The sequence below is a fragment of the Palaeococcus ferrophilus DSM 13482 genome (genome assembly GCF_000966265.1).
In the GTDB taxonomy this organism is placed as follows: Archaea; Methanobacteriota_B; Thermococci; order Thermococcales; family Thermococcaceae; genus Palaeococcus; species Palaeococcus ferrophilus.
In genome coordinates this window covers 217,841-243,499 of record NZ_LANF01000011.1, presented here as the reverse complement: position 1 = coordinate 243,499, position 25,659 = coordinate 217,841, and the positions used below count along the sequence as shown (strand labels likewise).

Sequence of the window (25,659 nt, the reverse complement as noted above, 5' to 3'; positions counted from 1 at the left end):
TTGAATTGTTAGGAAAAACTTATTTATGGCAAGCGTACAATTATAGGAATTAGGGAGGGTCAAAAATGAAGAGGTTACTGTCTTTAATGGTCATTGCGATTATCTTAGTGTCCACCACGAGCGTGGCCGCAAAGCCCGTTTTTGAGGATGCACTCAGCTTTGTCAAGGAATCAAAGGGAGTTTCTGATGATATTAAGGACGTAAGCCTTGCGCTGATGGCCCTTGTCAGCACGGAGGGCAAAACCGTGGAGGACCTCTCGGGGTACATAGATGACTACACGGGCTTCCTCCTCGACTCTCAGAACCCTGACGGCGGATGGGGGAGAACGAAGGGTCAGGCCAGCGACGTCATAAGCACCTCCTACGCTGTAATCGCGCTCTCCTACACTCTCAGCCACTACCCCTCCGGAAGCGAGATGTACCAGCCCGTGGAAAGCGCCGCCGATTCTGGCGTTGACTACCTCGTTGGGGCCTTCAACGGGGAGGCATGGGGCTACGTGCCCGGAACCGCGAGTGCCTTCTACCCTAGCGTCATGGCGATCTGGGCCCTCGGAAGCATGGGCTACCGTTACGAGGGGTCGTACGTTGTCCCATCGGGCGTTGAGTACGTTGAGGGAGTGGATTCCTACGGCGGCTTTCCAGATTACATGGTTGAGGGCCTCAAGCTCATGGCCTACCACGCTGTGGGGTACATCCCAAGCGATCTTGACGAGAGGCTTGGCGAGATTAAGGGCCTTCTCCTCGGCGGGGAGCTCAAGCCGAGCGAGCGCGCCTTCCTGACCTACCTCGTCGTCCTCTACGAGGACATAAACTTCGACACCGCCAAGATTCTCGTATCCCTCGAGGACGCGAGGCACACCGACCCCACCTACTGGGCGGACGAGCCCACGTTCCTCAACTCCGACACCAAAATCGTTGAGGCCTCCGCCTACGCCACCCTCGCGCTCTCCGTCGGCGCTGACAAGATAAGCGAGACCCAGGAGAACCCCTTCAGGAGCTCGTGTGAGATGCTCCGCTCCCTCCAGAACGAAGATGGGGGATGGAGCTACGCGCAGGGCTTCCCCTCAAACGAGAAGGCGACCTACTATGCCCTCAGGGCCCTCAAGCTCTGCTACTTCCGCGACCCGTCCATAGAGAGGGGCATTGAATGGATGAAGGGTCGTCTTCCCGTTGATGCCGCCTATTCCAAGGAGCTCGGCCAGATTTACCCGCCCCACATATACACGATACTGGCCCTGGCGGAGTTTGGAGAGCTCTCCGAGGAGGAGAAGACCGAGCAGATTGAGCTCATAAAGTCCCTGAAGAGGAAGGACGGTGAGTGGGGAAGCTTCCTCGGCCCACAGCCCCTCGACACCGCCCTGGCCATCAAAGCCCTCCTGGCGCTCGGTGTGAGTCCTGACGACCCGGACGTGAAAGCGGCCAAGAACTGGCTTCTCTCCATATCCAACGGCGGCTGGGGTACCTACGTGAGGACGAAGTACTACTCGTCCATGCTCTCGTCAAACGTTCCCACCACGCTGGAGGTTCTGGAGGCGCTCCTCCCGATATCAACGAAGAACGAGCTTGAGGGGCACGTCCAGTGGCTCCTCGCCCAGAGGCTCGAGGACGGCAGCTGGCCCATGATCAAGGAGAACGTCTTCCACGGTGTGGTGCTCTACGAGGGTGTGAAGAGCCTCGAGATGACCATAAGGGTCACCCAGCTCCTCAAGGAATTCGGCTACAACTTCGACGACGACACCCTCAAACTGGTGGAGGAGTCCAGGAAGGAGAGCGTCCCGGACCTGGCCCTCTCCACGATTTACCTCTCAAACTTCAAGTTCATACCCAAGACAAACCTGTACGACGTCACCCGCCTCCTCGGCGAGGAGAAGTTCACAGTGGTCTACACCGACGGAAGGAAGACCGACGCCGAGGCCGTTAGCGCCGATTTACTCCGCTACTTTGACGCCAACGCGAGCGTCGAGGCATTCGACTCCTTTGAGGATGGAAACTACATAGTCCTCGCGGACTACTCCGACTTCAACCTCGATGATTACAACCCCTACCTGAGCGTCTCAATCGAGAACGGTATGCTCAACGTGGAGGGAAGGGCATACTACACGGAGAACTCAATACTCCTCATCCCAGGAAAGTACGAGAACGGCTACGTCCTCTTCGTGCTCTACGAGCCGGCCACCTCGAGCGCCGTAAGGACCCTCTTCGACTCCGGCCTGATAAAGTACCTGAAGGGCGACGCCATCGTCGTCCAGTTCCACGACAACGGAGACGGCGTTGCAGAGGTGAGGGAACTCACCGCGGACATCGTGGGGTGATTAAATAAATGAGGGCTCTAATACTTGGAATCGGCCAGTGCGGAACCAAGATAGCTGATCTGTTCGCCCTGGTTGACTTTGAGACTCTTGCCATAAACACCTCGAGGGGAGACCTTGAGTACCTAAAGCACGTTCCGGCAGAGCGCAGAATCCTCGTGGGAGAGAGCCTGACGGGAGGAAAGGGCGTCAACGCCAACCCCATACTCGGCAGGGAGTCCATGAGGCGCGATCTCCCCATGGTGATGAGGAAGATAAACTCCATAATCGGGCGGGAGGACGTGGACATATTCTTCCTCACCTTCGGTTTTGGAGGGGGCACAGGGGCGGGAGGAACGCCCGTCCTCGCGGAGGCCCTCAAGGAGGAGTATCCGGATTCACTCGTGGTGGCCATAGGAGCGCTCCCTCTGAAGGAGGAGGGCATAAGGCCGACCATTAACGCGGCCATAACCATAGACAAGCTCTCGAAGGTGGCCGACTCGATAATAGCGATAGACAACAACAAGCTGCGCGAGAGCGGTGACGATATAACCCAGGCCTACGAGAAGATAAACTACACCATAGTGGAGCGCATAGCTTCCCTCCTGGCGCTGATCGACGTGCCGGGCGAGCAGACCCTCGACGGCAGCGACCTCAAGTTCGTCCTCAAGGCCTTTGGCAGCTTCGCGACAGTGGGCTACGCCAAGGAGGATGCCTCCCGCGTCAAGAGCCTCGAGCGTCTAATCCTCAAGTCCTTTGAGAGCGAGGGCCTCTACCTTGAGGCGAACATCGAATCCGCCCTCTACGGTCTGGTGGCGATCCACGGCCCGCCGGAGCTTCTGAAGGCGAACGAAATCTTTGACGCCCTCAACTACCTCACGGAGAAGATAAGGGGCAAGCAGATTTTTAGGGGCTTCTACCCCGACCCGAGGGAGAGGGAGGTTGAGGTGGTTACCCTGCTCAGCGGCATCTACGAGAGCAGGAGCATAGAGGAGATAGTACTCACCGCCAAGAGGTACGCCTCCTCGTTCATGCAGGCGAAGAGGGAGGCGGAGGTAAAGCAGAGGGAGCTTTTGAAGGGGCTCCCCGACTTTGATGATGTCTATCCCGGAATGCCCGGAGAGAGAACGGTGGAAACCCTCCCTGATGCGGACGTCGAGGGCGTTGTTAAGCGTTTGAGGAGGCGGGAGGATGAGTGAGCGCATCAGGGATTCTGTGGAGGTGGCCCTCGACCTCGATGAGAAGTCCGTCTATTCCCATATAGCCCACGAAAGCGCAGAGGACATGATAAGGATAATCTCCTCCATAGATGCCGAGCGCGCCCGGAACAGGGGGGAGGTAATCTATTACAACGATGACTGGGACGACCTCATAAGGAAGCGCATTGCCAAGGGAAAGAGGCACACGGCGTTTGACTTCTACAATCCAGCGCTCCTCGACATCTGGGAGCGCAAGGTAGGGGAGATGAAGAAGCTGAGAACCTTTGTCAGGATAGCCTATGCCCTGTGGGGCGTAACCTTCGGCGTAACGCTCATACTGACCGTGCTGTACGGACAGCCGTGGGTGCTCGTGGGGTTGAGTTCCATACCCCTCCTTCTGCTCGTGAGGGACGTGGGAAAGAACGGCCTTGACTTCCGCTACTACCAGCTCGGGCAGTTCTTCATTGATGAGCTCCGGGGCCTCGTTGAAAAGTACGCCCTCGATCCCAGGAGTTACGGCTTCAAGGTGTTCAACTACGACTACTTCGGGGTGAGCGTTGAGAGGGGAAAGGAGGGCACCGTGGCATACGTCCTCCCGGAGGAAGCTCCCGGTGAAAACGTTAAATAATTTGAGGGCGAGTTAGGTATGGGAGTGAGAGGAATGAGGAAAGGTCAGGTTTCGCTGGAGTTCATGTTCGTGTTTGCGATATTCCTTGTGCTGCTGGTCTATTCGGTCAACAACGTTACATTCACCCAGAACTCTGCATCCGTTGATACCCTGAGGGTTCAGGTTAGTATAGAGGCCAAACACATGGCAAACGCCATCTCCAACACCATCTCCCAGGTTTACGCTCAGGGGCCCGGCTCAAAGGCCACCACCTACCTTCACCTCCGCTACCTCAACGACCAGAGCACCCTCCAAAAGGCCTACGGCACGAATTCCAGCATGGTGGTATTCCTCTCATACCTCAACGGCACGTATGTGGATATCATAAACCCCTCTAACCCGACCCTCAACCTCAACGAGACGAACACCACCAGGAGGAACGTCTTCTGGAGTGAGGCACTCTACAAAAAAGACATCACGACGAACTCGACGGTCTTTCCGGATAGCATAACGGTAAACGGCACCACGCTCTACGGACTCTCGCTTTCCCCCGGCTCGCTGCCCTCTATGATAACGATAGTGGTGGAGTGGAATCCCAGCGCCCCCGAGAACTGGACCTTCCAGAACGCAACGATAAGAATAAACATTAAGCCGGGTGGATGATATGGGTCGGGGCCAGCTCAGTCTGGATATTCTATTCGCGATGCTCCTTGTAATGCTCACGATCACCAACATAGTTTACCTCTCCACGAGCGAGGTGGCCCATGCCGAGACGCTCGACAGCCTTGCGAAGGTGAAGACGTTCTCCATAACCGTGAGGGACCATGCCGCTAAGGTCTACGCCGTTGGAGAAGGCTTCAGGAAGAAGGTTACGCTCCCCTTCACAATAGCGAGCGGTGATAGCGTTACCGTCACCTTCAACTCCACTGGGAACAGGATAGTTATAAACGCGTCCATCGGCGGGAAAGGCTACTCGATAGTCCAGAATTCCACCGTACCCCTTATGGACTCCAGCGTGACCCTCGACGACTCGAAGCGGGACTTCTGGATGGTTGCCAACGTAACGGGAGGCGAGCTCTATGTTAAGATTGAGCCGTAGGGGGCAGACGGCCATTGAGACCCTCTTCATAGTGGCCATTGTGATGGCGGGGATAGCCGTCGTCGTTCCAGCTTACTTAAACGAGAACAGGACCGTGTCAGTGGCGGCCTACGTCAGGGCCTCGGCCTCCCACGCGGCCGACTACATAAACGTGGGGGTTGCGTACAACGAGAGCCCCTACACCATCCTAAACCCCCTCCTCTCGAACATCAGCGGGAACCCCCACCTCGGCCTCGTCAACATGACGGTGAGCGACAACGGCACGACGGTTAACATAACCCTCACCTTCGTATCCTCCACGGCCCTGCCGTCGAGTGCCCCCGACCTGATGGAGAGCTTTATAGTTGAGGACGTTGCGAGGAATACGAACGCGGGAAAGAGCGGTTCAAAGCTGATCTATTCTAACCGCGAGATAGTGGTTAACGTTCGGGTGGTGAGGGGATGAGGAGGGCCCAGCTCCTTTCAATGGACGCGCTCCTCTCCGTGGTCCTCGTCATCATGGTCGTGGGAGTCGTACTCAACACGAACGACATGATAAAGGCTGAAATAACCAACGTGATTGACTGGTACGACAGGGCCAACATAGCGGACAGCATGCTCGACGTTCTCGTCAAGAGCCCCGGCAATCCGGTCAACTGGGAGGAGAACCCGGCAAGTGTGAAGGTCGTTGGGCTCAGAAGCGAGAACTACTCATACGCCCTCGACTACGACAAGATCGAGGCCCTTATCACCTCCTTCTCCAATTCCTCCGCGCTCCAGGCATCCCTCTACAACCTCAGCCGCTGGAAGGACTTTCAAATGGACATCTACCTCACCGTGGTTAACGTCACGATAAACGGCTCCTTTGCGCAGGAGATATACGCCGACCTCACGGGGGATTTTGACAACATAAAGTTCGCCCTTGCCACGGACAACAGCGGGAACAGGGCCTTTGAGGTTGAATGCGACAGCGTTAAGCTAAACGGTGAACCCTCTCCCTACGGTCAGGCGCTGGATCTTGATCCGGGTGATGTCCTTGAGTTCATAACGATTGACCCTGCCCAGGTTCTCACGGGGGGTAACGAGCGCGTTGATGTTATACCCGACAACGATAACCCCGCCGATCCGGTTCCGAGCGGGTCGTACGTCCAGATAGTGCTCGTTGATGAGAAGAGCAATTACCACTACTCCTTCACGGAGGACAACGGCGTGTGCGAGCTCCACATAGGAGGTCAGGGCCAGGTTAAGCTAACGGTGAAGGGCAACTCCGGGGCCAACTTCCGTGCCTTCTCAAACGTCACGTTCCCTCGCTTTCTTCCCACCCCAACGTCGTCCCTCATACTCGTCAACGGTAGCGTTGCCGATACAAATACGGTCAACGCTTCGAGGGCCCGCTCCCCATGGGTTCAGTATCAGGAGAGAACTCTCTCTCTGGCCCTGAGACGCTACAACTCCACGATAGTGCTCCCTCAGAACACAACGAGGATTATAGCGGGTAAGTTAGTCCAAAATGTGCCGGCCCAGGGGTTCTTCGAATTCACAACCACAGGAGACGGCAACGCCACGTTCGTGGTAGTGGACGGGGGCGTGAGCAAGGGACTCATGGTGTGGCGCGGTGAGTCAAGCAACGTGCTCAAAGCCTCACTCACGTGGCGTGAGGACGATGAGGTCCGTTCTGCATTCTATGAGGGCAACTCAACATCGGTTAAGGTTCCGCTCAGTTCGGTCTTCGATGTGTTCGACACGGAGAGCGGTTCAAAGGTCGTTGAGGTATGGCTCGTTGAAAACAACTTTGATGCCCCGCTTACGATGACGGATCACGGTGTTCTTGGCCCGATCCTCGTCCCGAAGTTCGAGCCGCTCATGATAAAACTGTGGGTGTGGGATGACTCATGAAGAGAAGAGGGTTTGTGTTTACACTCGATGCGCTTCTTTCCCTGTTACTGGTCACGATATTCATCACCGGCGCCCTTGTGGTGGAGAGCAACAGCGCCGTCTACTCAACTTACCAGCGGAACCAGGAGAAGTACCTTGCTGAAGATACTCTAAAAACTCTGAGAACCGTCTCATTGAAGGAGCTCGTCCCTCAGACGGTCCTCGATGATTGGAAGGACCAGAGGATTCTCGTGAGTGGTCTGGTAACGGAGGAGATGAGTCCCCTTGATATAGCCGCCACTTACTGGGCAACCGCTGAGGTGTATCCCAGTGAGAACCTCACCCGGAAGGCCGAGATAATCCTTGGATACCTCCTCAACACAAGCCTTGAGGGTTACAATTACGAGCTTTTGATAAACAACTACACGAGCCCGTACTTAAGAAAGGTGGGGAGCAACTACTCGAGGGCCTTCGATGTCTCCCCCGCAACCCTCATAATGAGCGGCTACGCCTACAACCAGACGCCGAGGGGCTACATGGCGAGAGCGTATCTGACGAAGGTTACGTTTGAGCGGTTCGACATCTTCGGCATACAGAGAGTTGTGGCAGGGTGCTTCTACAATGGAGGTTACTCAAACCAGCTACGGGTCAATAGTCACTTTAGACTCCCAGGAGATGCCGTGCCAATATCCGCGGACATAAGGTTGGTTCAAAGAACGTGGGCCCAGAACTCCCAGTTCACCCTCAACGGCTATCCTTTAAGTGCCGGATACCACCCGGATATACAGGATTACCTCCAGGGAGGGGACAACGTCCTGACGGCAGTGTTTTCTCCATCAAATAATTACTGTCAGGAGATGGGTTACGGTAGCGGTTCCCTTATGGCGGTTCAGTATCGGACGAGAACCGCCAACTCCGCGATATTTGACCCCGCAAGGCGCTATGGGGAACTTTACCACGTGCAGAGCTATGCAGGGATATACTACCTTAACGCCCTATTTGTTCCGGGTAATTTAACCTCAATAGCCCTCCACCTCGTTACAGAGGGAGTTCAGGACGTGAGGGTGTACTACTCCTTCGGTTCAAACTACTACGAGCTTATCCATAAAACTGTCAGTACCACAGGGAAGGTCACCACGGATATAACGGCGGAGGAAATAGAGAACGCCCTGGCATCATACGGCTTCAGCCTTGACGAGCTCTCCAGGACATATTTCAGCATTGTGATTGCGTTGGATTCATGGTGGAATCCGGGCACTAGGCGTTTTGAGTATGACACTACTGGCCGCCTCAGGGTTCTCTATGGTGATGGCGAATCGTACATTGATATCAATTACATCCCAACTACTGTGACCACCAGGTACTCGATTCCCCTTTCAATATTCAAAGACTATGGGGACATACAGTACAGCGGGCCATCCTCTGGGGTGAGGTATCAGAGAATGAGCTTCGATTACGTTATCCCCGATGTGGCTGATCCGTGGTACGTGGACGTATGGACCGCAATCCAGTTCACAACGTACACACCCTCCTCCTACACGACCCTCTCGGAAAACGGTCAGGTGATATACAACAATTACTCGGACATCTACATGATAAGGGCGGCCTACTCGAGGCTTAATGACGACATGATGATCCCTGGTCAGACCAATACGTACGTGGCGGAGAGCTCGGATGTTAACCAGTATGGCTTCAGAGAGGGGGAGAGCAGGGCGGTTATAAACTTCTTCATCCAGGGCTACGCCGGCTATGGCGACGTCTTCCCCAAGTTCATTCGCGATGGCTGCGGTGGATACAACATTACATACTACTGGGATGGTGACGATAACCCGCACTACATTACCGCGGGGGACGAGCCCTACTGTCCCGTTACGGCCCAGGAACTCCTCGACGGAAGGGATATCTACGCGGTTGACGATGCCCTCGTGAGGCTCTTCAACAATCTCGGTGGTGATGGAACCCAGGATAGTCCAATACTCGTGCAGCTACCGGAATCCGTGAAGATTGACTTCGCCTCGATGGGTAATATCCCAGGTCTCTTCCAGCCTGTTCAAATAACGCTCCGCGTGTGGAGGGAGGGCTGATGAAGCGGAGAGGATTCCTCCTTAACTCGGCCGTTCTCGTCCTTTTAATCCCCATGCTGCTTCTCTTGGCTACGTATGAGGACGTCTCCTCTCAGATCATCCGTGCCCAGAGCGAGAGAACGCAGGTTGAGAGAACCTACAATGTAGTAACGTTCCTCGACCTCGATTTTCAAAAGGCCTTGGAAATCTCGGGCAAGAGGGCCGTCGTGGCCGTTGTGGACTACGTCGCCGTCACCGGAAGGTTCATAAGCCCGAACTACATGGTCAACAACACCATAGCAGACCTAATCCTCACTGGCAATTCCTCATCAATCACCGGGTACGACCTCAGCAGAACAATTGAAGACCAGACTATAGCGGTGTGGCTGTCGAACGTAACGACACTACTCCAGAATCAGGGGTACACCCTCTCCTCCACCTCGGACATCCTCTCATCGCTTGAACTTGAGGTGGCACCGCTGGATGCGTTCACCGTCGTAATAAAGGCAAGGATTCCCCAAGTGACCATAGCGGACGCCTCGGGGAAGGTGGTTTACACCGGCCCGGTGCCTTCCTCAGGTGGTTACGCCTACTCCACCGTAGACATAAGGGGTCTTGAGGACCCGGTGTTCTCGGCCATGACGGGGGGCAGGTATCAGCGCTCCGTGAGGGCGTGTGAGTATTCCTTCCCTGAACTGGCCCCGCCCTTCAAAGTGCTCAATGGAAACGGCTCCTCCTCATCGGATCACTACATAGGCCTACTATCCCAGGTACCCGAGGCAGGTAAGATACTCTTCGGGAGCACTTACGTTGATGGTGCCGACGCGTACGTGCTTGAGGAGGGTGACCCCAACGTCACTACCAGGCCGATAATCGTCAACACGACCCGTAATGGGCTTTCCGTGGATCCCGGTAGGGTGTTTAATGAGGGGGACATGGGAGTCCTCGTCTTCGGGAATACTTCCCTAGGAAGCCTGGGATGGTGCAGCTCTCTGAACTATCGCTTTAATCTTACGGTCACCAATGGGATGGGCGTTGATCTCTCGGATTACCAGATTCCCATACTCATTTCCTCATCCAAATTAGCCAACGGGTCGCTCGTAGACTTCCTCTTCCAGCACGCTGGGAATGATGGCAATTCGGACATATTTAAAAATGGGGCAAGCATTGCGATATATGACCAGGACTGCAACCCCGTTCCTTTCTGGATTGAGTACTGGGATCCGACCAACGAGAAGGCGCTTATATGGATCAGAGACTCACTAACAAACGGGGAATCCAAAACGTACTCACTCTACTTTGGCTCAGGGGCACCGACCAAGGGCAACGGTGATGACGTTTTCATATTCTTCGACGACTTTGAGGACGGGACGTGGGACGATAAGTGGGCCAGCGTTGAGAGAACCCCCTTGATTTCCAGTGGGGAACTCTACTTTGATGGCGGTAACAATGTGGAAGCAATAAGAACGGCCACGGATATTGGATACTTTGGCTCCTACGCCGTGAGGTTCAGGATGAAGGGCGACAAAAACCAGGATTGGGACAGCGGTATTGGGGTTTACGATTCGGGTGGCTACATGCTGCTGTTTACGGATGACTACTCGGGCAGCGGTGATGGTCTTGCGGTTCACAGACCGTGGTGGAGTTATTATACGTTGGGGGACAGCGGCAGGGCCGATGTACAGACGTACCATGTATACGAGGCCATCATGGTGGAAGGAGGGTCGTACTATGATGCGGCGTTTAGAGATGCACTCGACGAAAACGGGAACGTATTAACCAGAAGGAACGACGATACTTACAGCCGCACATACGTCCAGCCCCTTAGGTACCTGTACCTGGTCACGGATAGTGACAACTCCAATAGACGGCCATATTACGATTACATCTTTATCAGGAAATATCCCCAAAGCAACGGAATCTCCCTGGAGGACTCTTCATATTTCAGCGGCATCTCCCTCTCAACGGGGAGTGTCGAGCAGATACCCGTGTCTTCAAACGGGGCCGTACTCCCGTCGAGGGCCTACGACATCCAGCCCCTCATTGACTGCCTCCTTGATCAGCGCTACTTTGGAATAACGGACGGCTGGTCGTTCTTCGAGCGCCTCGAGGGAAGCGACCAGAACCACGACGCTTACGTTGCCCTCGCTCACGCCATGCAGGACGAGATGAACTACAAGTACGGGGATGAGTACTACCCGATAGGCCTCGTCAGCTTCATGATACCCCACGCGAACTACGACAATAAGCTGTTGAGCCTTATGCTAACGCTGGGTTTCCCGGTTACGGACGTGAGCAGTGCTGACTACTACTTCCTCGACTACTACGCGGGGAGCGGCAACAAAGTAACGGGGTACAAGGTGTGGGGCATCTCCTACGGCACATATTCCCTTGGCAACCTTGATGAGGTGCCTTTCTACCTCGACGAGGACACCGCGCTGGCGCTGCTCGGTGAGCAGGGTGCGAACGACCTGCTGAAGAGGTGAAATCATGGCCGTTGATGAATTCCTCTACTCTCTGGGGGAGCTTGTGGAACGCTCGGGAAGGGATGCTTTTGAGTTTATACACTCCCTCATTATCCCCAGACCGAGGGAAAAACCGCCCAGAATTCGGATAATCTCGAGGCTCGTGAGGAAGAAGGTGACGATACACGAGCTCCTAAGCCTCAAACTCCAGCTCACTTTCATGGCGTACCTCCTCGTCGGCCTTGCGACGGTTTTCGCGGGGGATTCGGGGTTGTTCGTTGTGGTCAGCGCGCTCTACCTCCTCTACATGCGCTCAATCCTCGTGCAGAACTGCAACTTCTTCATAGAGTACGAGCCCTACAGGGCCTTCTACTACGGCTTATCACTTATAGCGGTGCTTTCCTACGGGGGCTACATTCTCCTCAGGCGCTACGCTTCGGGGGTCTACTACTTCTACGGATACCTCGTGGCGGTGTTCGTTGCGGTGGGCCTTTTCCGGCACGTCTTCCGCTCCCGCTACGGCAGGGAGTGGACGTACGGCGTTATCGAGGAAATCAAGGGCGACCTTGTGAGAATCAGCACCCACGACGACGTGAGCGCCAACGTGAGGCCAGGGACGTACTGGGTTGAGGGGGCTGAGGGCGTTGAAGTTGGGGCAGTGGTGAAGGTTCTCGTGGAGGAGCGGCCCCTCAAAGGTGCCGTTCCCAGGAGGGTACTGGAGGTTTACGAGTCCTCCCAAACCTCAACCGAGCCGAAGGAAGAAACGGAGTGAAGCACGAGGAGATAAATCGAGTGACAGGGCTCCACAAGGTTCGTCTTGGCGAAACCTTCCCCATCCCTCGGTATTCTCAGGGGTTCCACGAGGGGACAGTCGGGGGTTACGGTGACGCACTCACCGCTGACCTCGAAGAAGTAACCTACTCCCTCGCAGACCCTCTGGAGGAACTCCTTGAACTCGCCCCACTTCTCAACGCGGGTGGTGTAGTAGAGGGTGTGCCCCAAGATATCACCAGAAAAAGTAAGGGATAAAATTTTAAAAAGTTTTTGTTTTTGCAATGTCTATACGTAAACACGGGTGCCGGCCATGGCTAGAGCTCCCCGCAGAGCTCCACGAAGTTGCGGTAGATATCCGCACCTCGCTCGGTATGGGCCACCTCCGGGTGGAACTGGACGCCGTAGATGGGGAGGCTCTCGTGCTTCATTGCCTCGACGGGACAGGTCTCGCTCTTAGCTAAGAGCTTAAAGCCGGGTGGAAGCTCCTTGACCTCGTCCATGTGGCTCTCCCAGACCCTCAGCTTCTTCGGGAGCCCCTTGAAGACCTCGTTCTCATCGAGTATCTCTATCTCGACAAGGCTGTACTCTGCCTTCTCTCCCCTCCCGACCTTTCCGCCGAAGTGCTTCGCTATGAGCTGGTGGCCGAGGCAGATCCCGAGTATCGGGACGTTGAACTCGTCGTAGTGCTCCAGAATCGCGGAGCAGTTGCCGGTCTTCTCGATGTCCGGGCCGCCGGAGAATACTATCCCCTTCGGCTTCATGCCCTTTATCTCCTCAAGGGGAGTAGTGTTCGGGATTATCTTCGCCTCGACGCCGAGGTAGCGAAGGGTTCTCCAAATCCTGTGGACGTACTGGCCCCTGTTATCCATTATAACTATCATCCATCCACCCCCACAAGCTTGAAAAACTCGTCGGCCTCTTCAGCGAGGTAGAAGGCCTTCACACCAACGGATCTGGCCATATCGGCCATTTTTCGGTCGTTGGTTAGGAGAAGGGCGTTAATATGTTGTGCAGTCGCAACGAAGTAGAGGTCAGGAACGCGATGGCCAGTCGTAAATGCAAGTTCGAGAATTTTATCGGATAAAAGCCCCTCCCCTACAAAGTCTGCAACGAGTTCTAGGTATATCTCATGGGCTTCTTCCACAAGTTCTCTGGGAAGAAATCTGGATAAAACCGATACGAATTCAAACTCTCCGAGTCGTGGAGCATAAACCTCAAGGATGCCCATTTCCGAGAGCTTGGCGATCTTTTTGGCGACTTGTGACCTATCTGGGTAAAAACCAGAAAAAAGATTGACTACAACTGAGGTATCGAGGACGACTTTCATAGTCGCTCCTCCCTGAGCTTCTGGAGGTACTCTTCAGGGCTTTCTTTGAAGTTCTCGGGAGAGAGTATTTTCCTGAACTTTTCCGTTCTTTCAACTATGTCCTTCCGGTAGAGCTTTATCACCAGATGTTCCCCTTCCTTGAGCTTCAGCGGCTTAAGCGGCTTCAGCACACCGTTCTCATAAACCGCCTCAACGACCTCTACGTTTTCACCCATTCTCCCACCGCTCTAACTTCGTTGTCAAAGTAGATAAGGCTTTCACTCAAACTCTATTGTCGCCGGTGGCTTGTTTGTGATGTCGTAGAGCACCCTCCCTACTTCTGGAATCTCGCTCGTTATCCTGAAGGCTATCTTCTGAAGGGCTTCCCATGGGACGTTCATCGCGTTGGCAGTCATGCCGTCGAGGCTTTCTACCACACGAACCGCTATCGTCTCCTTGTAGGCCCTTATGTCGCCCTGAACGCCGACTGTCTTAACGCCCAACAGAACTGCGAAGGCCTGCCAGGGCTTTAGATTAGCTTTCTCAATCTCCTCCTCGACTATGGCGTTGGCTTCTCTAACGATTGCCACCTTCTCAGGGGTGACCTCGCCAAGGACCCTAACGGCCAACCCCGGCCCCGGGAAGGGCATGCGGTTGTAGATTTTCTCCGGAAGGCCGAGCTCCTTTGCCAGCTCCCTGACCTCGTCCTTGTAGAGGTCCCTCAAAGGCTCGATCAGCTTGAGGTTGAGCCTCTCTGGCAAACCGCCGACGTTGTGGTGGCTCTTTATCTTGCCCTGGCTCTCTATCCAGTCCGGGGCTATAGTCCCCTGGATTAGGAAGTCGGCGTTTATCTCCCTCGCGACCTCTTCAAAGACCTCGATGAATACTCTTCCGATTATCTTCCTCTTCTCCTCCGGGTCTGTCACGCCCTTAAGCTCCCTGAAGAAGCGCTCGCTGGCATCCACGTAGTGGAGGTTCAGCCCGAACTCGTCGCGGAAGGTCTTGACAACGAACTCTGGCTCATTCTTGCGCATGAAGCCCGTGTTCACGAAAACTGCATGAAGTCTCTCGCCTATCGCTTTGTGTGCCAGAATCGCGGCGGTTGAGCTGTCAACACCGCCGGAGAGCGCTATGATGGCCTTTCCATCGCCGACCGTCTCCCGTATCTCCCCAACCTTCTCCTCGATGAACTTCTCCCACATTTTTTTCACCCTTTACTTTTTCATGGCTAACACGACAGGCTTTATAAATTTCTTCATCACGACTATGTTAAAATCTCCCCCAGCCTTTCCTCCTCCAACGCCTGCCTCAGCTCCATGGCTATCCTCCTTCCCGTGCTCACCGGCTCATCGTAGCGAAGCCATGTGTATGGCGAGCCGTGGACGAAGGGGTTTGTGCCGGCGACTATCCTGGCCGAGATTTCGAAGACGACAAATTCCAGTTCCTCGGTGAACACTCCTTCAAGGCAGAAGGGTCCCCACAGGCCACCCATCAGCTCCTCCGCAACTTTGACGACTCTTTCGCCCGCCTCGATGACGTCCATGAGCAGACTCTCCCTCAGAACAAGGGGGATGTTGCCCACCACAGTGTAGTTCGTGCCCAGCCCAAGGCCTAGCTGCTCCCCCGCTGGAATCCTGCCTATGGCGTCGGCGTTGGACTCATAGCGTCTGTCAACGCTCATCAGCTCGAGCTCGCGGTTGAGCTTCGAATAGAAGTAGTGGGGATACACCGGAACGCCAACCACGTACTCCTGTATCTGAACTTCAGATAGGTCTTCCTTGTCCCTGATGCCGAGCCGCCCGGCCTTTTCCCAGAAATCCGCGGGGCTTCTGGCCAGAAAGTATCCCCTTCCGCCCCGGGCGCCGTGGGGCTTGACGATGACGGGGCCGTCTATCTCGTCGGGGTCTCTGTAAATCATTGGAAGCCTCAGCTTCGCCTTCTCCAGCCACTTCCGCTCGAGAGTGCGGTCGCTCTCCCATCTCAAGACGGCCTTGTTGCCGTAGTATGGAACCTTCATCTTCTCCACGAGCTCAACGCCGAGATGGGCGACGAAGGAGCCCGTAGGAATAATTATGGCGTTCCTCTCCAACAGCTCATCCTCAGGATAATCACTCTCAATGAAAGTGTCAGCCACGGGGAAGTATTTCGTGTAGAGGGGCCTGACTCTCGCCTTTCCGAAGGCTATCGTTTGGAACCCCTCCCCCTTCGCCCCGTGGAGTATCTGCAGGGCCGAGTGTGAAGCGTAGGTTGCCACGGTGGTTCCCATTTTGTTCACCATAAATTTGTTTAAATCTTTCATTTTTAAGGTTTGTTTTTACATTTTTATGTCATAACATGGGGGCAGGTTTTAAAAGGCGATTATGAAACTCCATAATGGATTAATAGGAGGTGAGCTGGATGAAGAAGGTGGCACTCTTACTGGCGGCTTTCCTGATCATGGGGGCTGCCCTCGGGTGCGTGAGCCAGAGCTCTCAGGAAAAGAGGAGCCCAACTACGACGGAGACGCCAACGCTCGTTGTCTACTCCTACGACAGCTTTGAGTACATCGCGAAGGCCGCCATACCGAAGTTCGAGGAGAAGTACGGCGTCAAGGTGGAGCTCCAGCTCATAGGTGACGCTGGAGAGGTTCTCAACAGGCTGATACTTGAGAAGGACAACCCAAGGGCGGACGTTGTGGTTGGAATTGACAACAGCCTCGCCGCCAAGGCCATAGATGCGGGGATACTTGAACCCTACAAGCCCTCAAACATTGGCATCGTTCCAAAGGAGCTCATAGACATGCTCGACCCCACATACCACCTAATCCCCTACGACTACGGGTACATAGCCATCAACTACGACTCCCGCCACGTTTCAAACCCGCCGGTAAGCCTCGAAGACCTAACAAAACCTGAGTGGAAGGGCAAGCTCGTAATCGAAGATCCAAGGACGAGCTCACCTGGAGCGGCTTTCCTCATATGGACGGTGGCCGTTTACGGCGAGGACGGTTACCTCAACTACTGGAAGGCCCTCAAGGACAACGACGTCCAGATCGTCAAGGGATGGAGTGAGGCGTGGGGGGCCTTCATGAACGGTGAGTTCCCGCTCGTGCTCAGCTACGCGACCTCTCCAGCCGCTACCGTCTACTACGACAACATAACCTACGTTAAGGCAGTAGCCTTCGAGGAGGGTAACTACCTCCAGGTGGAGGGCGCGGGAATAATTAAGGGCACCAAGAACAGGGAGCTCGCCCAGAAGTTCATAGAGTTCCTCCTAAGCGAGGACTTCCAGGGGGAGATACCCACCAACCAGTGGATGTATCCCGTAAACAAAAACGTGGAGCTCCCCAAGGTTTACAGCTACGCGGTTCCCCTTGAAGAGCTCAAATCCGCCACCCCGAACCCCGAGTACATCAAGAACAACTTCGACCGCTGGATAAGGGAGTGGACGGAGCTCATGGTTCAGGGCAAGAGCCCGGGGGAGATCATCAAGGAGAGAGGATAGAGTACGCTCTCACCTCTATTCCCACTTTTTTTGGAACGGTCTCGGGGCCAAAGGGGAGTTCCGTTATGAAGCGCTCCGCGACGATTCTTCTATCCTCAACATCGAGGAAAAACCTGATTCTCCCGGGCAGGAGCTCGTAGTCCACAACTTGGGCGTCATCTCCCTCCGTTATAAACACACTCTCGGGCCTGAAGAAGACCCTGACCCTGCCTTCGACCTTCGTTTCGAAGCAGATTCTCCCTAGGCATGCCCTTCCGTTCTCGGAGTTTAGATCAAGGATGTTGCTCGTTCCGAAGAACTTCGCCACGAACTCGTCCCTTGGACGGTAGTAGAGCTCGAGGGGCTTCCCAACCTGGAGTATCCTCCCCTCGTTCATGACCGCTATCCTGTCGCTTATAGCCATCGCCTCCTCCTGGTCGTGGGTGACGTATATCGTGGTAAGGCCCAGCTCCCTCTGGATCCTCTTTATCTCACCCCTCAGCCTTTCCCTTATCTTAGCGTCGAGGTTCGAGAGCGGCTCGTCCAGCAGGAGAACCCTCGGCCTTATCACAAGCGCCCTCGCGAGAGCTACTCTCTGCATCTGACCGCCCGAAAGCTGCTCGGGGTAGCGCTTCTCAAATCCCTCAAGGCCAACGAGGGAGAGTGCCTCCTCCACACGGCGCTCAATTTCTCTCCTCGGAAGCTTCCTGAGCCTTAACCCGAAGGCCACGTTCTCAAAAACGGTCATGTGAGGAAAGAGCGCGTAGTCCTGGAAGACTATCCCTATGTTGCGCTCGTAGGGAGCCCTATCGGTGACGTCCTCCTCCCCGAAGAGAACCTTCCCCTCGGCCTTCTCAAAGCCCGCTATTACTCTCAGCGTCGTCGTCTTACCGCAGCCGCTGGGGCCGAGCAGGGTCATGAACTCCCCCTCCCTAACCTCTAGGTGGGGGATTGAGAGCGTGAAACCCTCCCTTTTCAACGTTATTCCCTCAAGTCTAAGCCTCACCATATCTCCTCACCCGTCCTCTCGATAATGAGAAATCCCACCAAGCTGACCAGCATCAGAACGACGGCCATGGCCGACGCGGGCCCGAACTGCCTTGATCCAAGATAGCGGTAGATGGCTATCGTGACCGTCGTGTACTGTGGCTTGTATATCATGTACGTTGCCCCGAGCTCCGCTATACTCATCGCGAAGGCGAATATGGCCCCCACGAGTATTCCTCCGAAGGCCAGGGGGAGCTCTACAGCAAGAAACGCCCGGACGTCGCTCGCCCCGAGGCTCATGGCCGCTTCCCCGAGGGAAGGCTTTATCTTCTTTAGCGATGCGGAGATTGCCCTAAGGGCGAAGGGGTAGGCTATCACCGTGTGGGCGGCCGCTATGAGGAAGGGGCTCCCGAGCAGCTCGAGGGGAGGGGCGTGAAAGGCCCTGATGTAGCCGAGTCCTATGACTATTGCCGAGGAGCCAAGGGGGAGTGTGGTGAGGGCATCGAAGAGCGTTTTGCCCTTAAAGCGCCAGCGGTGGGAGGCGTAGGCCACGCTCAGGGCCACTATGGTGGACAGGAGCACCGTGGCGAAGCCGAAGAGGAAGGTGTAGCCTATCGCCCTGATGCTGTTTGATCCAAAGATGGGGTTGTAGGAGGGATCGAAGAGTCTTTCGTACCACCTTAGCGTGAAGCTTCCCCCGTAGGTGAAGGAGTGATAAACAACCGCCAGAAGGGGCGAGACTATGAAGAGGGCCACGATTAGGGAGTAAAAGCCTATCAAAACGCCCCTTATTCCGGCGAGCTCCTTCAGGCTCAGCTTCACCGGCTCTCTGAATACCCTTTGCTCCTCGGCCCGTGAGTAGGTTTCGAGGCTCTTGAGGTAGACGTACATGAACGTGAAGCTCATGGCCATCTGCAGTATCGCCAGTGCCGCCCCTGTCTTGAAGTCGAGGAGCGTCATTATGGTCGTGAATATGGCAACCTCCATGGTGGCGTAGCGGTAGCCCCCGATTATGAGGGGTATGGAGAAGCTCAGGAAGGAGAAGATGAAGGTGAGCATGGAGGAGGCGAATATCGCCGGGTAGAGCATCGGCAGGGTAACCTTCCGGAAGAGCGTGAATCCCCTTGCCCCGAGACTCATCGCAGCTTCCTCGTAGTGGGGGTTGATGCGCTGCCACAGCGACGAGACCATCCTCACCACGACCGGAAAGTTGTAGAAGGCGTGGGCGAGGAGGATCGCCTTCCAGGAGTAGAGGATTCCAAGGTCGCGGCCGAGCAGGGAGGTGAAGAGCCCCGAGCGCCCGAAGAGGAGGATGAAGCCGAGGGCTACCATAACGCTGGGCATGACAAATGGAACCGTCAACAGGGCCCTTATGAAGCGCTTTCCCGGGAAGTCGTAGCGGGCGAAGAGGTATGCCCCCGGGAGGCCCAGGAGGAGCGTTAAAGCCGTTGAGGCGAGGGCCTGGCCGATCGTGAAGAGGATGACCCTCCGATAGTAGGGATTGGAGAGGACTCCAAGGAGGTATCTGAACGTAGGCCCGTTATCCCAGAGCCCAGTTTTGGCTATACTAACTATGGGATAGTAGAAAAAGAGGAGCAGGAACGCCAGTGGGAGCGCGAGCAGTGCGTGGTGCCATCTAACCCTCATGCCCATTACTCGGTTGTGGGAGTTTATAAATTTGGTTGGGGGCTCAGGGCCTCCCGATTATATCAAGGCTGACGTCGAAGTTCTTGACGGAGTGCGTGAGGTAGCCGAGGCTGATAACGTCCACGTCGAGCCTCGCGTACTCGGCTATGTTCTCCGGCGTTATCCCGCCGGAAATCTCAATTTTGACATTTTCCCTCAGCCCCTCACGCTTCAGTGCCTCAAGAACCTCCTCAATCTCTTTCGGCCTCATGTTGTCGAGCATTATCACGTCGGCCCCGGCTCTGGCCGCCTTTAGGGCGTCCTCAAGGGTCTCAACCTCAACCTCGACGACCTTGTAAACGCTGAAGGCCTTCGCGCGTCTTATGGCCTCCTCCAGTGGAACTAGGGTAAGGTGGTTGTCCTTTATGAGTATCGCGTCGCTCAGGGAAAAGCGGTGAGTTTCCCCGCCGCCGATGAGAATAGCGCGCTTGTCAATCGGTTTGAGGAGGGTCTTCCTGGTTCCGGCAACCCTTACCTTGGGATTGACCGCGCGGACTTTCTCCACGAGCCCCCTGACCTCCGTGGCAATCCCGCTCATCCTGCCCATGACGTTGAGTGCCGTTCTCTCGACGAGGAGGATGGAGCGGGCGTTTCCATCGAGCTCAAGGATGACTTCGCCCCTCTCGACTTCCTCGCCGTCCCGCCTCCGGACCTCAACCTTAACCCCGAAGTGCTCGAAGAGGGCCTTTGCTTCTTCAACGCCCGCTATAACGCCCCCCTGCTTCGCGATTACCACGGCCTTCGCCCGAGTATCCTCGGGAATCACGGCCTCGCTCGTGACGTCACCGAAGGGCGCATCCTCCTCGATGAACCGGAGCAGGTAATTGAGTGGAACCATGCCTTCACCTCCGCAAGTTCCTCTCCCTCGTCCTTTATTTTGCTTTCCATATTCATGCACCACTCCGCGTGAAAGAATGCCTTTTATTCTCCGGGAGCGAAATTAAGTGGGGAGCAGCATGATAAAGAAAGCGGTGATTCCCATAGGGGGGGAGGCGACCCGCCTGAGACCCCTCACGATAGAGACATCGAAGGGCCTCGTAAGGCTCCTGAACAAACCGATCCTCGAGCACTCTATTCTGAACCTCGCGCGCGACGGCATCGAGGAGGTCTACCTTGGGGTGAAGGGCTACGTGAACTACGCCTCACTTTTCGACTACTTCCGCGAGGGCTACTGGCTCAAAAAGAAGTACGGGCTTGAGCACGAGGTGAGAATCCGCTACATGCCGCGCTACGAGAGCACGACCAACGGGGATGCGGTCTGGTACACCATGCGCTACTACGGCATAAAGGAGCCCGTGGTGGTTATCCAGGGCGACAACATCTACCAGCTGGACGTTCAAGACATGTACAATTGGCACAGGGAGAAGAACGCCTTCATGACGATAGCGCTCCAACGCGTGGAGGACGTTACGGGCTTTGGCGTAGCGAAGATAGACGACGATTACAGGATAGAGTACTTCGTTGAGAAGCCCAAACCCGAGGAGGCTCCGAGCAACCTGGCCAACACGGGCATCTACATACTCTCGGAGAACTTCTGGGAGTTCCTTGACGAGCTGTGGGCGAAGGAGATGAGGGATAGAAAGGCCCTTGACTTCGGCGGCGAGATAATCCCCGCGCTAATAGAGCACGGCTACGACGTTTACGGTTATCCAATGGAGGGCTACTGGTTCGACGTGGGCACGCCGGAGCGCTACCTCAACGCGGCGATGTACCTCCTCCGGCATCTACCCCCAGAGGACATGGACGCCATCAACGTGACCCACGACGTCTACATGCAGGGCAAATCCGAGATGTCCGAGGGGCTCCGGCGGGAGATAAAGGAGCGCATAAAGCGCGGCGAGCTCCTGGTGGAGGGGAAGGTGCTCCTCGGGAGGCACATCTCCATTGGAAGGGACACGGCCCTCGAGGACGCGGTGATAGACAACTACTCGATGCTGGGCAAACGCTGCGAGGTGCTACACTCCGTAGTCATGGACAGGGTGAAGATGGGGAGCAACGTCAGGATAATGAACTCCATAATAGGAAGGCACGTCGAGATAGGGGACAACGTTAGGATAGTCAACTCGGTCATAGGGGACAACGCCGTCATAAGCGACAATGTGAGGATGTACAACGTCAAGATATGGCCCCACGAGTTCGTTGAGAGGGGTGCAACGCTCGAGCACTACACGGTGAGGAGCATAAACGTCCCGAAGAGGTAAACCCCTCTTCCCTTTCTTCCCTTCGGGGAGGGGCTTTAGAGACGTACCGTATGCCCTGAGGGATGAAACAATGGGGAAAGCCGTAAAAGTGGTGGCTATTCTGCTCCTGATTTCTTTTTTCATTGGGAGCTCACTCCTGCATCTCCGGAAAAGTTCAGATGGAAATTCGGACAGTTTCACCGACGGCATCAACATTACCATTGTCTGGAAGGGCCAAGGGCGTCTTGTTGGGGCTGACGCTGACAGGTTTGCCCTCTTATCAGACCCGGGGAGGCTTGAACTCGTGGAAATTGGGATATGGGAAACGCTGTATTCGGTGGAGAACGTGGAAGCGGCAGAAACGTTCTCGAATTTGCTGGCCTTCAGGAAAGAGGAGGTTCTCTACTACACGGAGCTTAGCACACTGGCGCCCCAATCCCTTGAAGCGCCCTTCAAAAACGCTTCCCTTGCCCTAAAGCTCGGAAACCTGACGTTTTTTATCACGAAGAAGGACCCAACCATAAGCCAAGGAGTCCGCGCCCCAGGTAACGTAACGATTCACGTCTGTGGAGATTCCCGCACCTCCTTTTCCTTCGAGGATGGAGAAGCAAAGCCTGTTATAGTTCACACGGAGCACGGCTTTGCGGTGGGCACTGAAGGCATGGAGCCTTTTTACCCCGGAAAAATAGTCTTTCTGGACCCTAAGGGAAATATCCTGGAGAACTACACCTTTGAGGAGGGGATAAAAAGCATCTCGACCACGGAAGGCATTGTTCTTGTTGCCACCGGAGGTGCGGAAAGGAGCGGAACCACCATATGGACGGGAAGAGTTTACGCGTTCCAGGCCAGTGGGATCCCCCTCTGGAATGTCTCGCTTGAACAGTACTCCCAGTGCGGCTACGCCCCGGCCGGGGCGTTCAAGCTGAGCGATGGGAAAGTTTACACGGTGGACTACAGGGGGATAATCCACATTTTCAGTGATGACGGCAGGCACCTGAAAAGTATTGAAACGCCCGCATCGGAGGTTCTAAAGTGCGGCGGGCTGATGAGGGAGATCGTTGCGGATGGAAGCGGCTCACTGCTGGCATGGGCGTACGTTGAGATAAACCACGACATGAACGAAAGTAACGGCCTGTGCGTCTACAGCGTTGAGAAAAGGGAAGTTGCATGCATACCCCTCAGTTTGCGGCCAACTGCGGTGAAAGTCAGCGGGAACTATGTGCTCCTGTCCCTTAGCACGGCTTACGGAAAGGAGGAAGTAAAGGCCTTCAGAGTGGAGAGTGGCTAAGGAAAGCGCCCTCAGCTCATCTCCAGCATCCTCTCTATCGCTTTCCTCGCCCTCTCGGCTATCTCCGCCGGCACTTCCACCTCGTACTTCATATCCCTCAGCGACTCGTAGATGTGGTTAAGGGTTATCGCCTTCATCCCGATGCAGGTGGCGTCCTCCCGCGCGGGGTGGAACCTGATGTTCGGGTAGAGCTTGCTCAGGCGGTAGACCATCTCCCTCTCCGTGAAGACCACCCACTCGTCCCATTCCTTTGCGCGCCTTATCATCCCGCCCGTGGAGACTATCACATCCGCCTGTTCCTGAACCTCCGGCTCGCACTCGGGGTGCACCATGAGCTTTGCCTTTGGATAAAGCTTCCTCGCGCGCTCGACGTCTTCCAGCGTGAACTTACGGTGGACGTAGCAGTGGCCGTGCTCCGGGACAGGGATTACCTTCTTTCCGGTCTGCCTGGCAACGTAGCTTCCGAGGTTCTTGTCCGGGCCGAAGATTATAACATCTGAGTCGAGCTTCTCCACGATTTTTACCGCGTTGGCCGATGTGACCGTAACGTCGGCCAGAGCCTTGGTCTCGGCTGTGGTATTGACGTAGAGAACCACGGGGGCCTCTGGATAGCGCTTTTTGAGCTCGATTATGTGCTCCGGCCTGAGCATGTTGGCCATCGCGCAGGTTGCCCTCCTCGTGGGGAGGAGAACGGTCTTCTCGGGGTTGAGGATTTTCGCGGTCTCAGCCATGAAGTCAACGCCGGCAAAGGCTATCACGTCCGCCTCAATGTCCACGGCCTTCCTCGCGAGCTCAAGGCTGTCGCCGAGGAAGTCCGCTATGTCCTGTATCTCAGGTAACTGGTAGTTGTGGGCCATGATTATGGCGTTGCGCTCTTCCTTAAGCCTCATGATTTCCTCAACCAGCTTCTCCATCTCCATGGTCTCACCTCTTTTAGGGATTGATGGATGGAGGGCGTTAAAAGGGTTTTTGGCCACCTATGGTTATAGCATGGATCTCCCCTCGAAGAAGCTCGGCCTCTCGAACTCCTTGCGCATGAGTGGGAAGTCCTCGCGGTAGTGCGCTCCCCTGCTCTCCTCCCTCCACAGCGCGCTCTCGAGGATTCCCCTCGCGAGAATCTTCAACCTGGGGTCGGCCTCGATTCCCTCGAGCAGTTTAACCCCCTCCCTGAGCCCTTCGGCGCTCCTCACTATCCCCGCGTGCCTCCAGAGAAGCTCCTTAATTGCCTCAACGTCGCCCGGTTCGTAGTACCTATAGGCCGGCTCCCCGCTTTCCCTGTTCCGTGGTTCGTCCCTCGCTATCGTCCTCGCCACCTCAAGACCGGAAACAAGGCATTCAAGGAGGGAATTGCTCGCCAGCCTGTTCGCCCCGTGGAAGCCATTGCTCATGGCCTCACCTACAGCGTACAGCCCCTTGATGGCCGTTCTGTACCATGGGTCAACGCTAATCCCGCCTATGGCGTAGTGCGCTATGGGTCTCACGGGAATCGCCTCGCCCTCGGGGTCAATTCCCTCCCTGCGGAGAAAAGCGTATATCTGGGGGAACTTCCCCCTGAAGTCCTCTATGCCCGTGGCGTCGAGGTACACCTCGCCCTTCTCCAGCTCCCTGTATATGGCCCTCGCCACGACGTCCCTTGGTTCGAGCTCGTTCACGAAGCGCTCTCCCCTCTCGTTCACGAGCTTCGCCCCGTGCCCCCTCACGGCCTCGCTGATGAGCTTAACGCCTCCCTTTCCTATGAAACCCGTCGGGTGGAACTGTACGAACTCCAAATCCCTCGCGGGGGCCCCGTTCATAATGGCATCGCCTATGAGCGTTCCCGTGTTTAGGGGCGAGCCCGAGCTGTACGTGAAGAGTCCCGTGTAGCCGCCGGAGGCAAGAACCACGCCGTCCATTCTGATGAGTTCCCCTCCGATGAAAACCCCAACCGCCCGACCGCTGACAACTGCAAGGGCCTCAACCTCGCCCTCGAGCGTGTGGACACCCATCTCCCTCGCCCTTATGTACAGGAGCTTCGTCATGTGCCGGCCGGTCTCGTTCTTTATCGTGAAGACGCGCGGAAAGCTGTGGCCGCCCTCCAGCTCCGTGTACTCGAACTCCACCCCGGTGGAAAGCAGAAAATCGTAGGCCTCGCTCGCCTTTGAGATTACGCTCCACACGGCCTCCACGTCGTTGAGGTAGCGGCCCGCGCGGAGGGTGTCCATAACGTGGAGCCTTACGGAGTCCCCCTCGAGGACGGGAAAGGCCACACCGGCCTGCGCCAAATACGAGTTTGTGTTTTCAATTCCCCTGTGAATTAGCGTTACCTCGTAGCCCCTCTCCGCGAGGGCGATTGAAGCCGTCAGACCCGCTACCCCGCCTCCTATAACACCTATCATCCTCTCACCGGGGGATGTTGGGAAAG

At 55.7% G+C, this 25,659-nt stretch carries 24 protein-coding genes; 13 read left to right on the top strand and 11 right to left on the bottom strand.

The features are described from left to right. Positions 1-65: 65 nt before the first annotated feature. The 10 genes from PFER_RS06360 to PFER_RS06315 are packed head-to-tail and all read left to right on the top strand — an operon-like array spanning position 66 to position 12,347. Positions 66-2,312 (top strand): prenyltransferase/squalene oxidase repeat-containing protein, encoded by a 2,247-nt coding sequence (locus tag PFER_RS06360; RefSeq protein WP_084593922.1) that lies wholly within the window; start codon positions 66-68, stop codon positions 2,310-2,312. A gap of 8 nt (positions 2,313-2,320) precedes the next feature. Further along, positions 2,321-3,487: an FtsZ/tubulin family protein gene (locus tag PFER_RS06355; protein WP_048150019.1), complete on the top strand. Its 1,167-nt coding sequence runs from the start codon at positions 2,321-2,323 to the stop codon at positions 3,485-3,487. Continuing rightward, entirely contained in the window at positions 3,480-4,115 is a 636-nt protein-coding gene (locus PFER_RS06350; protein ID WP_048150017.1) for a hypothetical protein, read from the top strand. The genes PFER_RS06355 and PFER_RS06350 overlap by 8 nt, the downstream gene beginning before the upstream one ends. Positions 4,116-4,148: 33 nt before the next feature. Next, positions 4,149-4,757, top strand: a complete 609-nt coding sequence (locus PFER_RS06345) for a class III signal peptide-containing protein (RefSeq protein WP_084593930.1) — start codon at positions 4,149-4,151, stop codon at positions 4,755-4,757. Position 4,758: 1 nt separating this feature from the next. After that, on the top strand, positions 4,759-5,193 hold the full coding sequence (locus tag PFER_RS06340; RefSeq protein ID WP_048150013.1) for a hypothetical protein: 435 nt from the start codon (positions 4,759-4,761) through the stop codon (positions 5,191-5,193). After that, on the top strand, positions 5,174-5,638 hold the full coding sequence (locus tag PFER_RS06335; protein WP_048150011.1) for a hypothetical protein: 465 nt from the start codon (positions 5,174-5,176) through the stop codon (positions 5,636-5,638). Before PFER_RS06340 ends, PFER_RS06335 begins: the two co-directional genes overlap by 20 nt. After that, positions 5,635-7,068 (top strand): hypothetical protein, encoded by a 1,434-nt coding sequence (locus PFER_RS06330; protein WP_048150008.1) that lies wholly within the window; start codon positions 5,635-5,637, stop codon positions 7,066-7,068. Before PFER_RS06335 ends, PFER_RS06330 begins: the two co-directional genes overlap by 4 nt. Beyond that, a complete protein-coding gene (locus PFER_RS06325; RefSeq protein WP_048150005.1) occupies positions 7,065-9,131 on the top strand; it encodes a hypothetical protein in 2,067 nt (688 codons plus the stop codon). Before PFER_RS06330 ends, PFER_RS06325 begins: the two co-directional genes overlap by 4 nt. Further along, the gene (locus tag PFER_RS06320; protein ID WP_048150003.1) at positions 9,131-11,596 is read left to right on the top strand and encodes a DUF2341 domain-containing protein; all 2,466 of its coding nucleotides are present in this window, start codon (positions 9,131-9,133) and stop codon (positions 11,594-11,596) included. Before PFER_RS06325 ends, PFER_RS06320 begins: the two co-directional genes overlap by 1 nt. Positions 11,597-11,600: 4 nt before the next feature. Next, positions 11,601-12,347 (top strand): DUF2101 family protein, encoded by a 747-nt coding sequence (locus PFER_RS06315; protein WP_048150001.1) that lies wholly within the window; start codon positions 11,601-11,603, stop codon positions 12,345-12,347. Here the strand turns inward: PFER_RS06315 and PFER_RS06310 are convergent. From PFER_RS06310 to PFER_RS06285, 6 genes are all read right to left on the bottom strand, one after another. After that, entirely contained in the window at positions 12,299-12,577 is a 279-nt protein-coding gene (locus PFER_RS06310; RefSeq protein ID WP_048149999.1) for a hypothetical protein, read from the bottom strand. The two genes, PFER_RS06315 and PFER_RS06310, sit on opposite strands and share 49 nt — an antisense overlap. Before the next feature lie 86 nt (positions 12,578-12,663). Further along, on the bottom strand, positions 12,664-13,230 hold the full coding sequence (locus PFER_RS06305) for a GMP synthase subunit A (RefSeq protein ID WP_048149996.1): 567 nt from the start codon (positions 13,228-13,230) through the stop codon (positions 12,664-12,666). Continuing rightward, positions 13,227-13,676 carry a type II toxin-antitoxin system VapC family toxin gene (locus tag PFER_RS06300; protein WP_048149994.1) on the bottom strand — a complete coding sequence of 150 codons (450 nt, stop codon included), beginning with the start codon at positions 13,674-13,676 and terminating at the stop codon, positions 13,227-13,229. The genes PFER_RS06305 and PFER_RS06300 overlap by 4 nt, the downstream gene beginning before the upstream one ends. Next, entirely contained in the window at positions 13,673-13,891 is a 219-nt protein-coding gene (locus PFER_RS06295; RefSeq protein ID WP_048149993.1) for an antitoxin AF2212-like protein, read from the bottom strand. The genes PFER_RS06300 and PFER_RS06295 overlap by 4 nt, the downstream gene beginning before the upstream one ends. Positions 13,892-13,933: 42 nt before the next feature. Next, on the bottom strand, positions 13,934-14,857 hold the full coding sequence (gene guaA, locus PFER_RS06290) for a glutamine-hydrolyzing GMP synthase (protein ID WP_048149991.1): 924 nt from the start codon (positions 14,855-14,857) through the stop codon (positions 13,934-13,936). A 62-nt stretch (positions 14,858-14,919) separates the two neighbouring features. Then, positions 14,920-15,921 carry a formate--phosphoribosylaminoimidazolecarboxamide ligase gene (locus PFER_RS06285; RefSeq protein ID WP_048149989.1) on the bottom strand — a complete coding sequence of 334 codons (1,002 nt, stop codon included), beginning with the start codon at positions 15,919-15,921 and terminating at the stop codon, positions 14,920-14,922. A gap of 131 nt (positions 15,922-16,052) precedes the next feature. On the opposite strand from PFER_RS06285, the gene PFER_RS06280 reads away from it, so the two are divergent. Continuing rightward, positions 16,053-17,138 (top strand): thiamine ABC transporter substrate-binding protein, encoded by a 1,086-nt coding sequence (locus tag PFER_RS06280; protein ID WP_048149987.1) that lies wholly within the window; start codon positions 16,053-16,055, stop codon positions 17,136-17,138. Here PFER_RS06280 and PFER_RS06275 read toward each other — a convergent pair. Genes PFER_RS06275 through nadC form a run of 3 tightly spaced genes read right to left on the bottom strand, consistent with a single transcriptional unit; the run spans position 17,122 to position 20,628 of the window. After that, a complete protein-coding gene (locus PFER_RS06275; protein ID WP_048149985.1) occupies positions 17,122-18,126 on the bottom strand; it encodes an ABC transporter ATP-binding protein in 1,005 nt (334 codons plus the stop codon). The genes PFER_RS06280 and PFER_RS06275 overlap by 17 nt on opposite strands. Then, positions 18,120-19,751, bottom strand: a complete 1,632-nt coding sequence (locus tag PFER_RS06270; protein ID WP_048149982.1) for an ABC transporter permease — start codon at positions 19,749-19,751, stop codon at positions 18,120-18,122. Before PFER_RS06270 ends, PFER_RS06275 begins: the two co-directional genes overlap by 7 nt. Before the next feature lie 43 nt (positions 19,752-19,794). Beyond that, entirely contained in the window at positions 19,795-20,628 is an 834-nt protein-coding gene (gene nadC / locus PFER_RS06265; RefSeq protein WP_048149981.1) for a carboxylating nicotinate-nucleotide diphosphorylase, read from the bottom strand. Between the two features lie 118 nt (positions 20,629-20,746). On the opposite strand from nadC, the gene PFER_RS06260 reads away from it, so the two are divergent. Both PFER_RS06260 and PFER_RS06255 read left to right on the top strand, forming a co-directional pair. Continuing rightward, entirely contained in the window at positions 20,747-21,991 is a 1,245-nt protein-coding gene (locus PFER_RS06260) for a nucleotidyltransferase family protein (RefSeq protein ID WP_048149979.1), read from the top strand. Between the two features lie 70 nt (positions 21,992-22,061). Next, on the top strand, positions 22,062-23,258 hold the full coding sequence (locus tag PFER_RS06255; RefSeq protein ID WP_048149976.1) for a hypothetical protein: 1,197 nt from the start codon (positions 22,062-22,064) through the stop codon (positions 23,256-23,258). An 11-nt stretch (positions 23,259-23,269) separates the two neighbouring features. Here the strand turns inward: PFER_RS06255 and nadA are convergent, their stop codons facing one another. Then, positions 23,270-24,178, bottom strand: coding sequence for a quinolinate synthase NadA (nadA, locus tag PFER_RS06250; protein WP_048149974.1), 909 nt, complete (start codon positions 24,176-24,178; stop codon positions 23,270-23,272). Between the two features lie 63 nt (positions 24,179-24,241). Further along, positions 24,242-25,633 (bottom strand): L-aspartate oxidase, encoded by a 1,392-nt coding sequence (locus PFER_RS06245; protein ID WP_048149971.1) that lies wholly within the window; start codon positions 25,631-25,633, stop codon positions 24,242-24,244. Positions 25,634-25,659 lie beyond the last annotated feature (26 nt).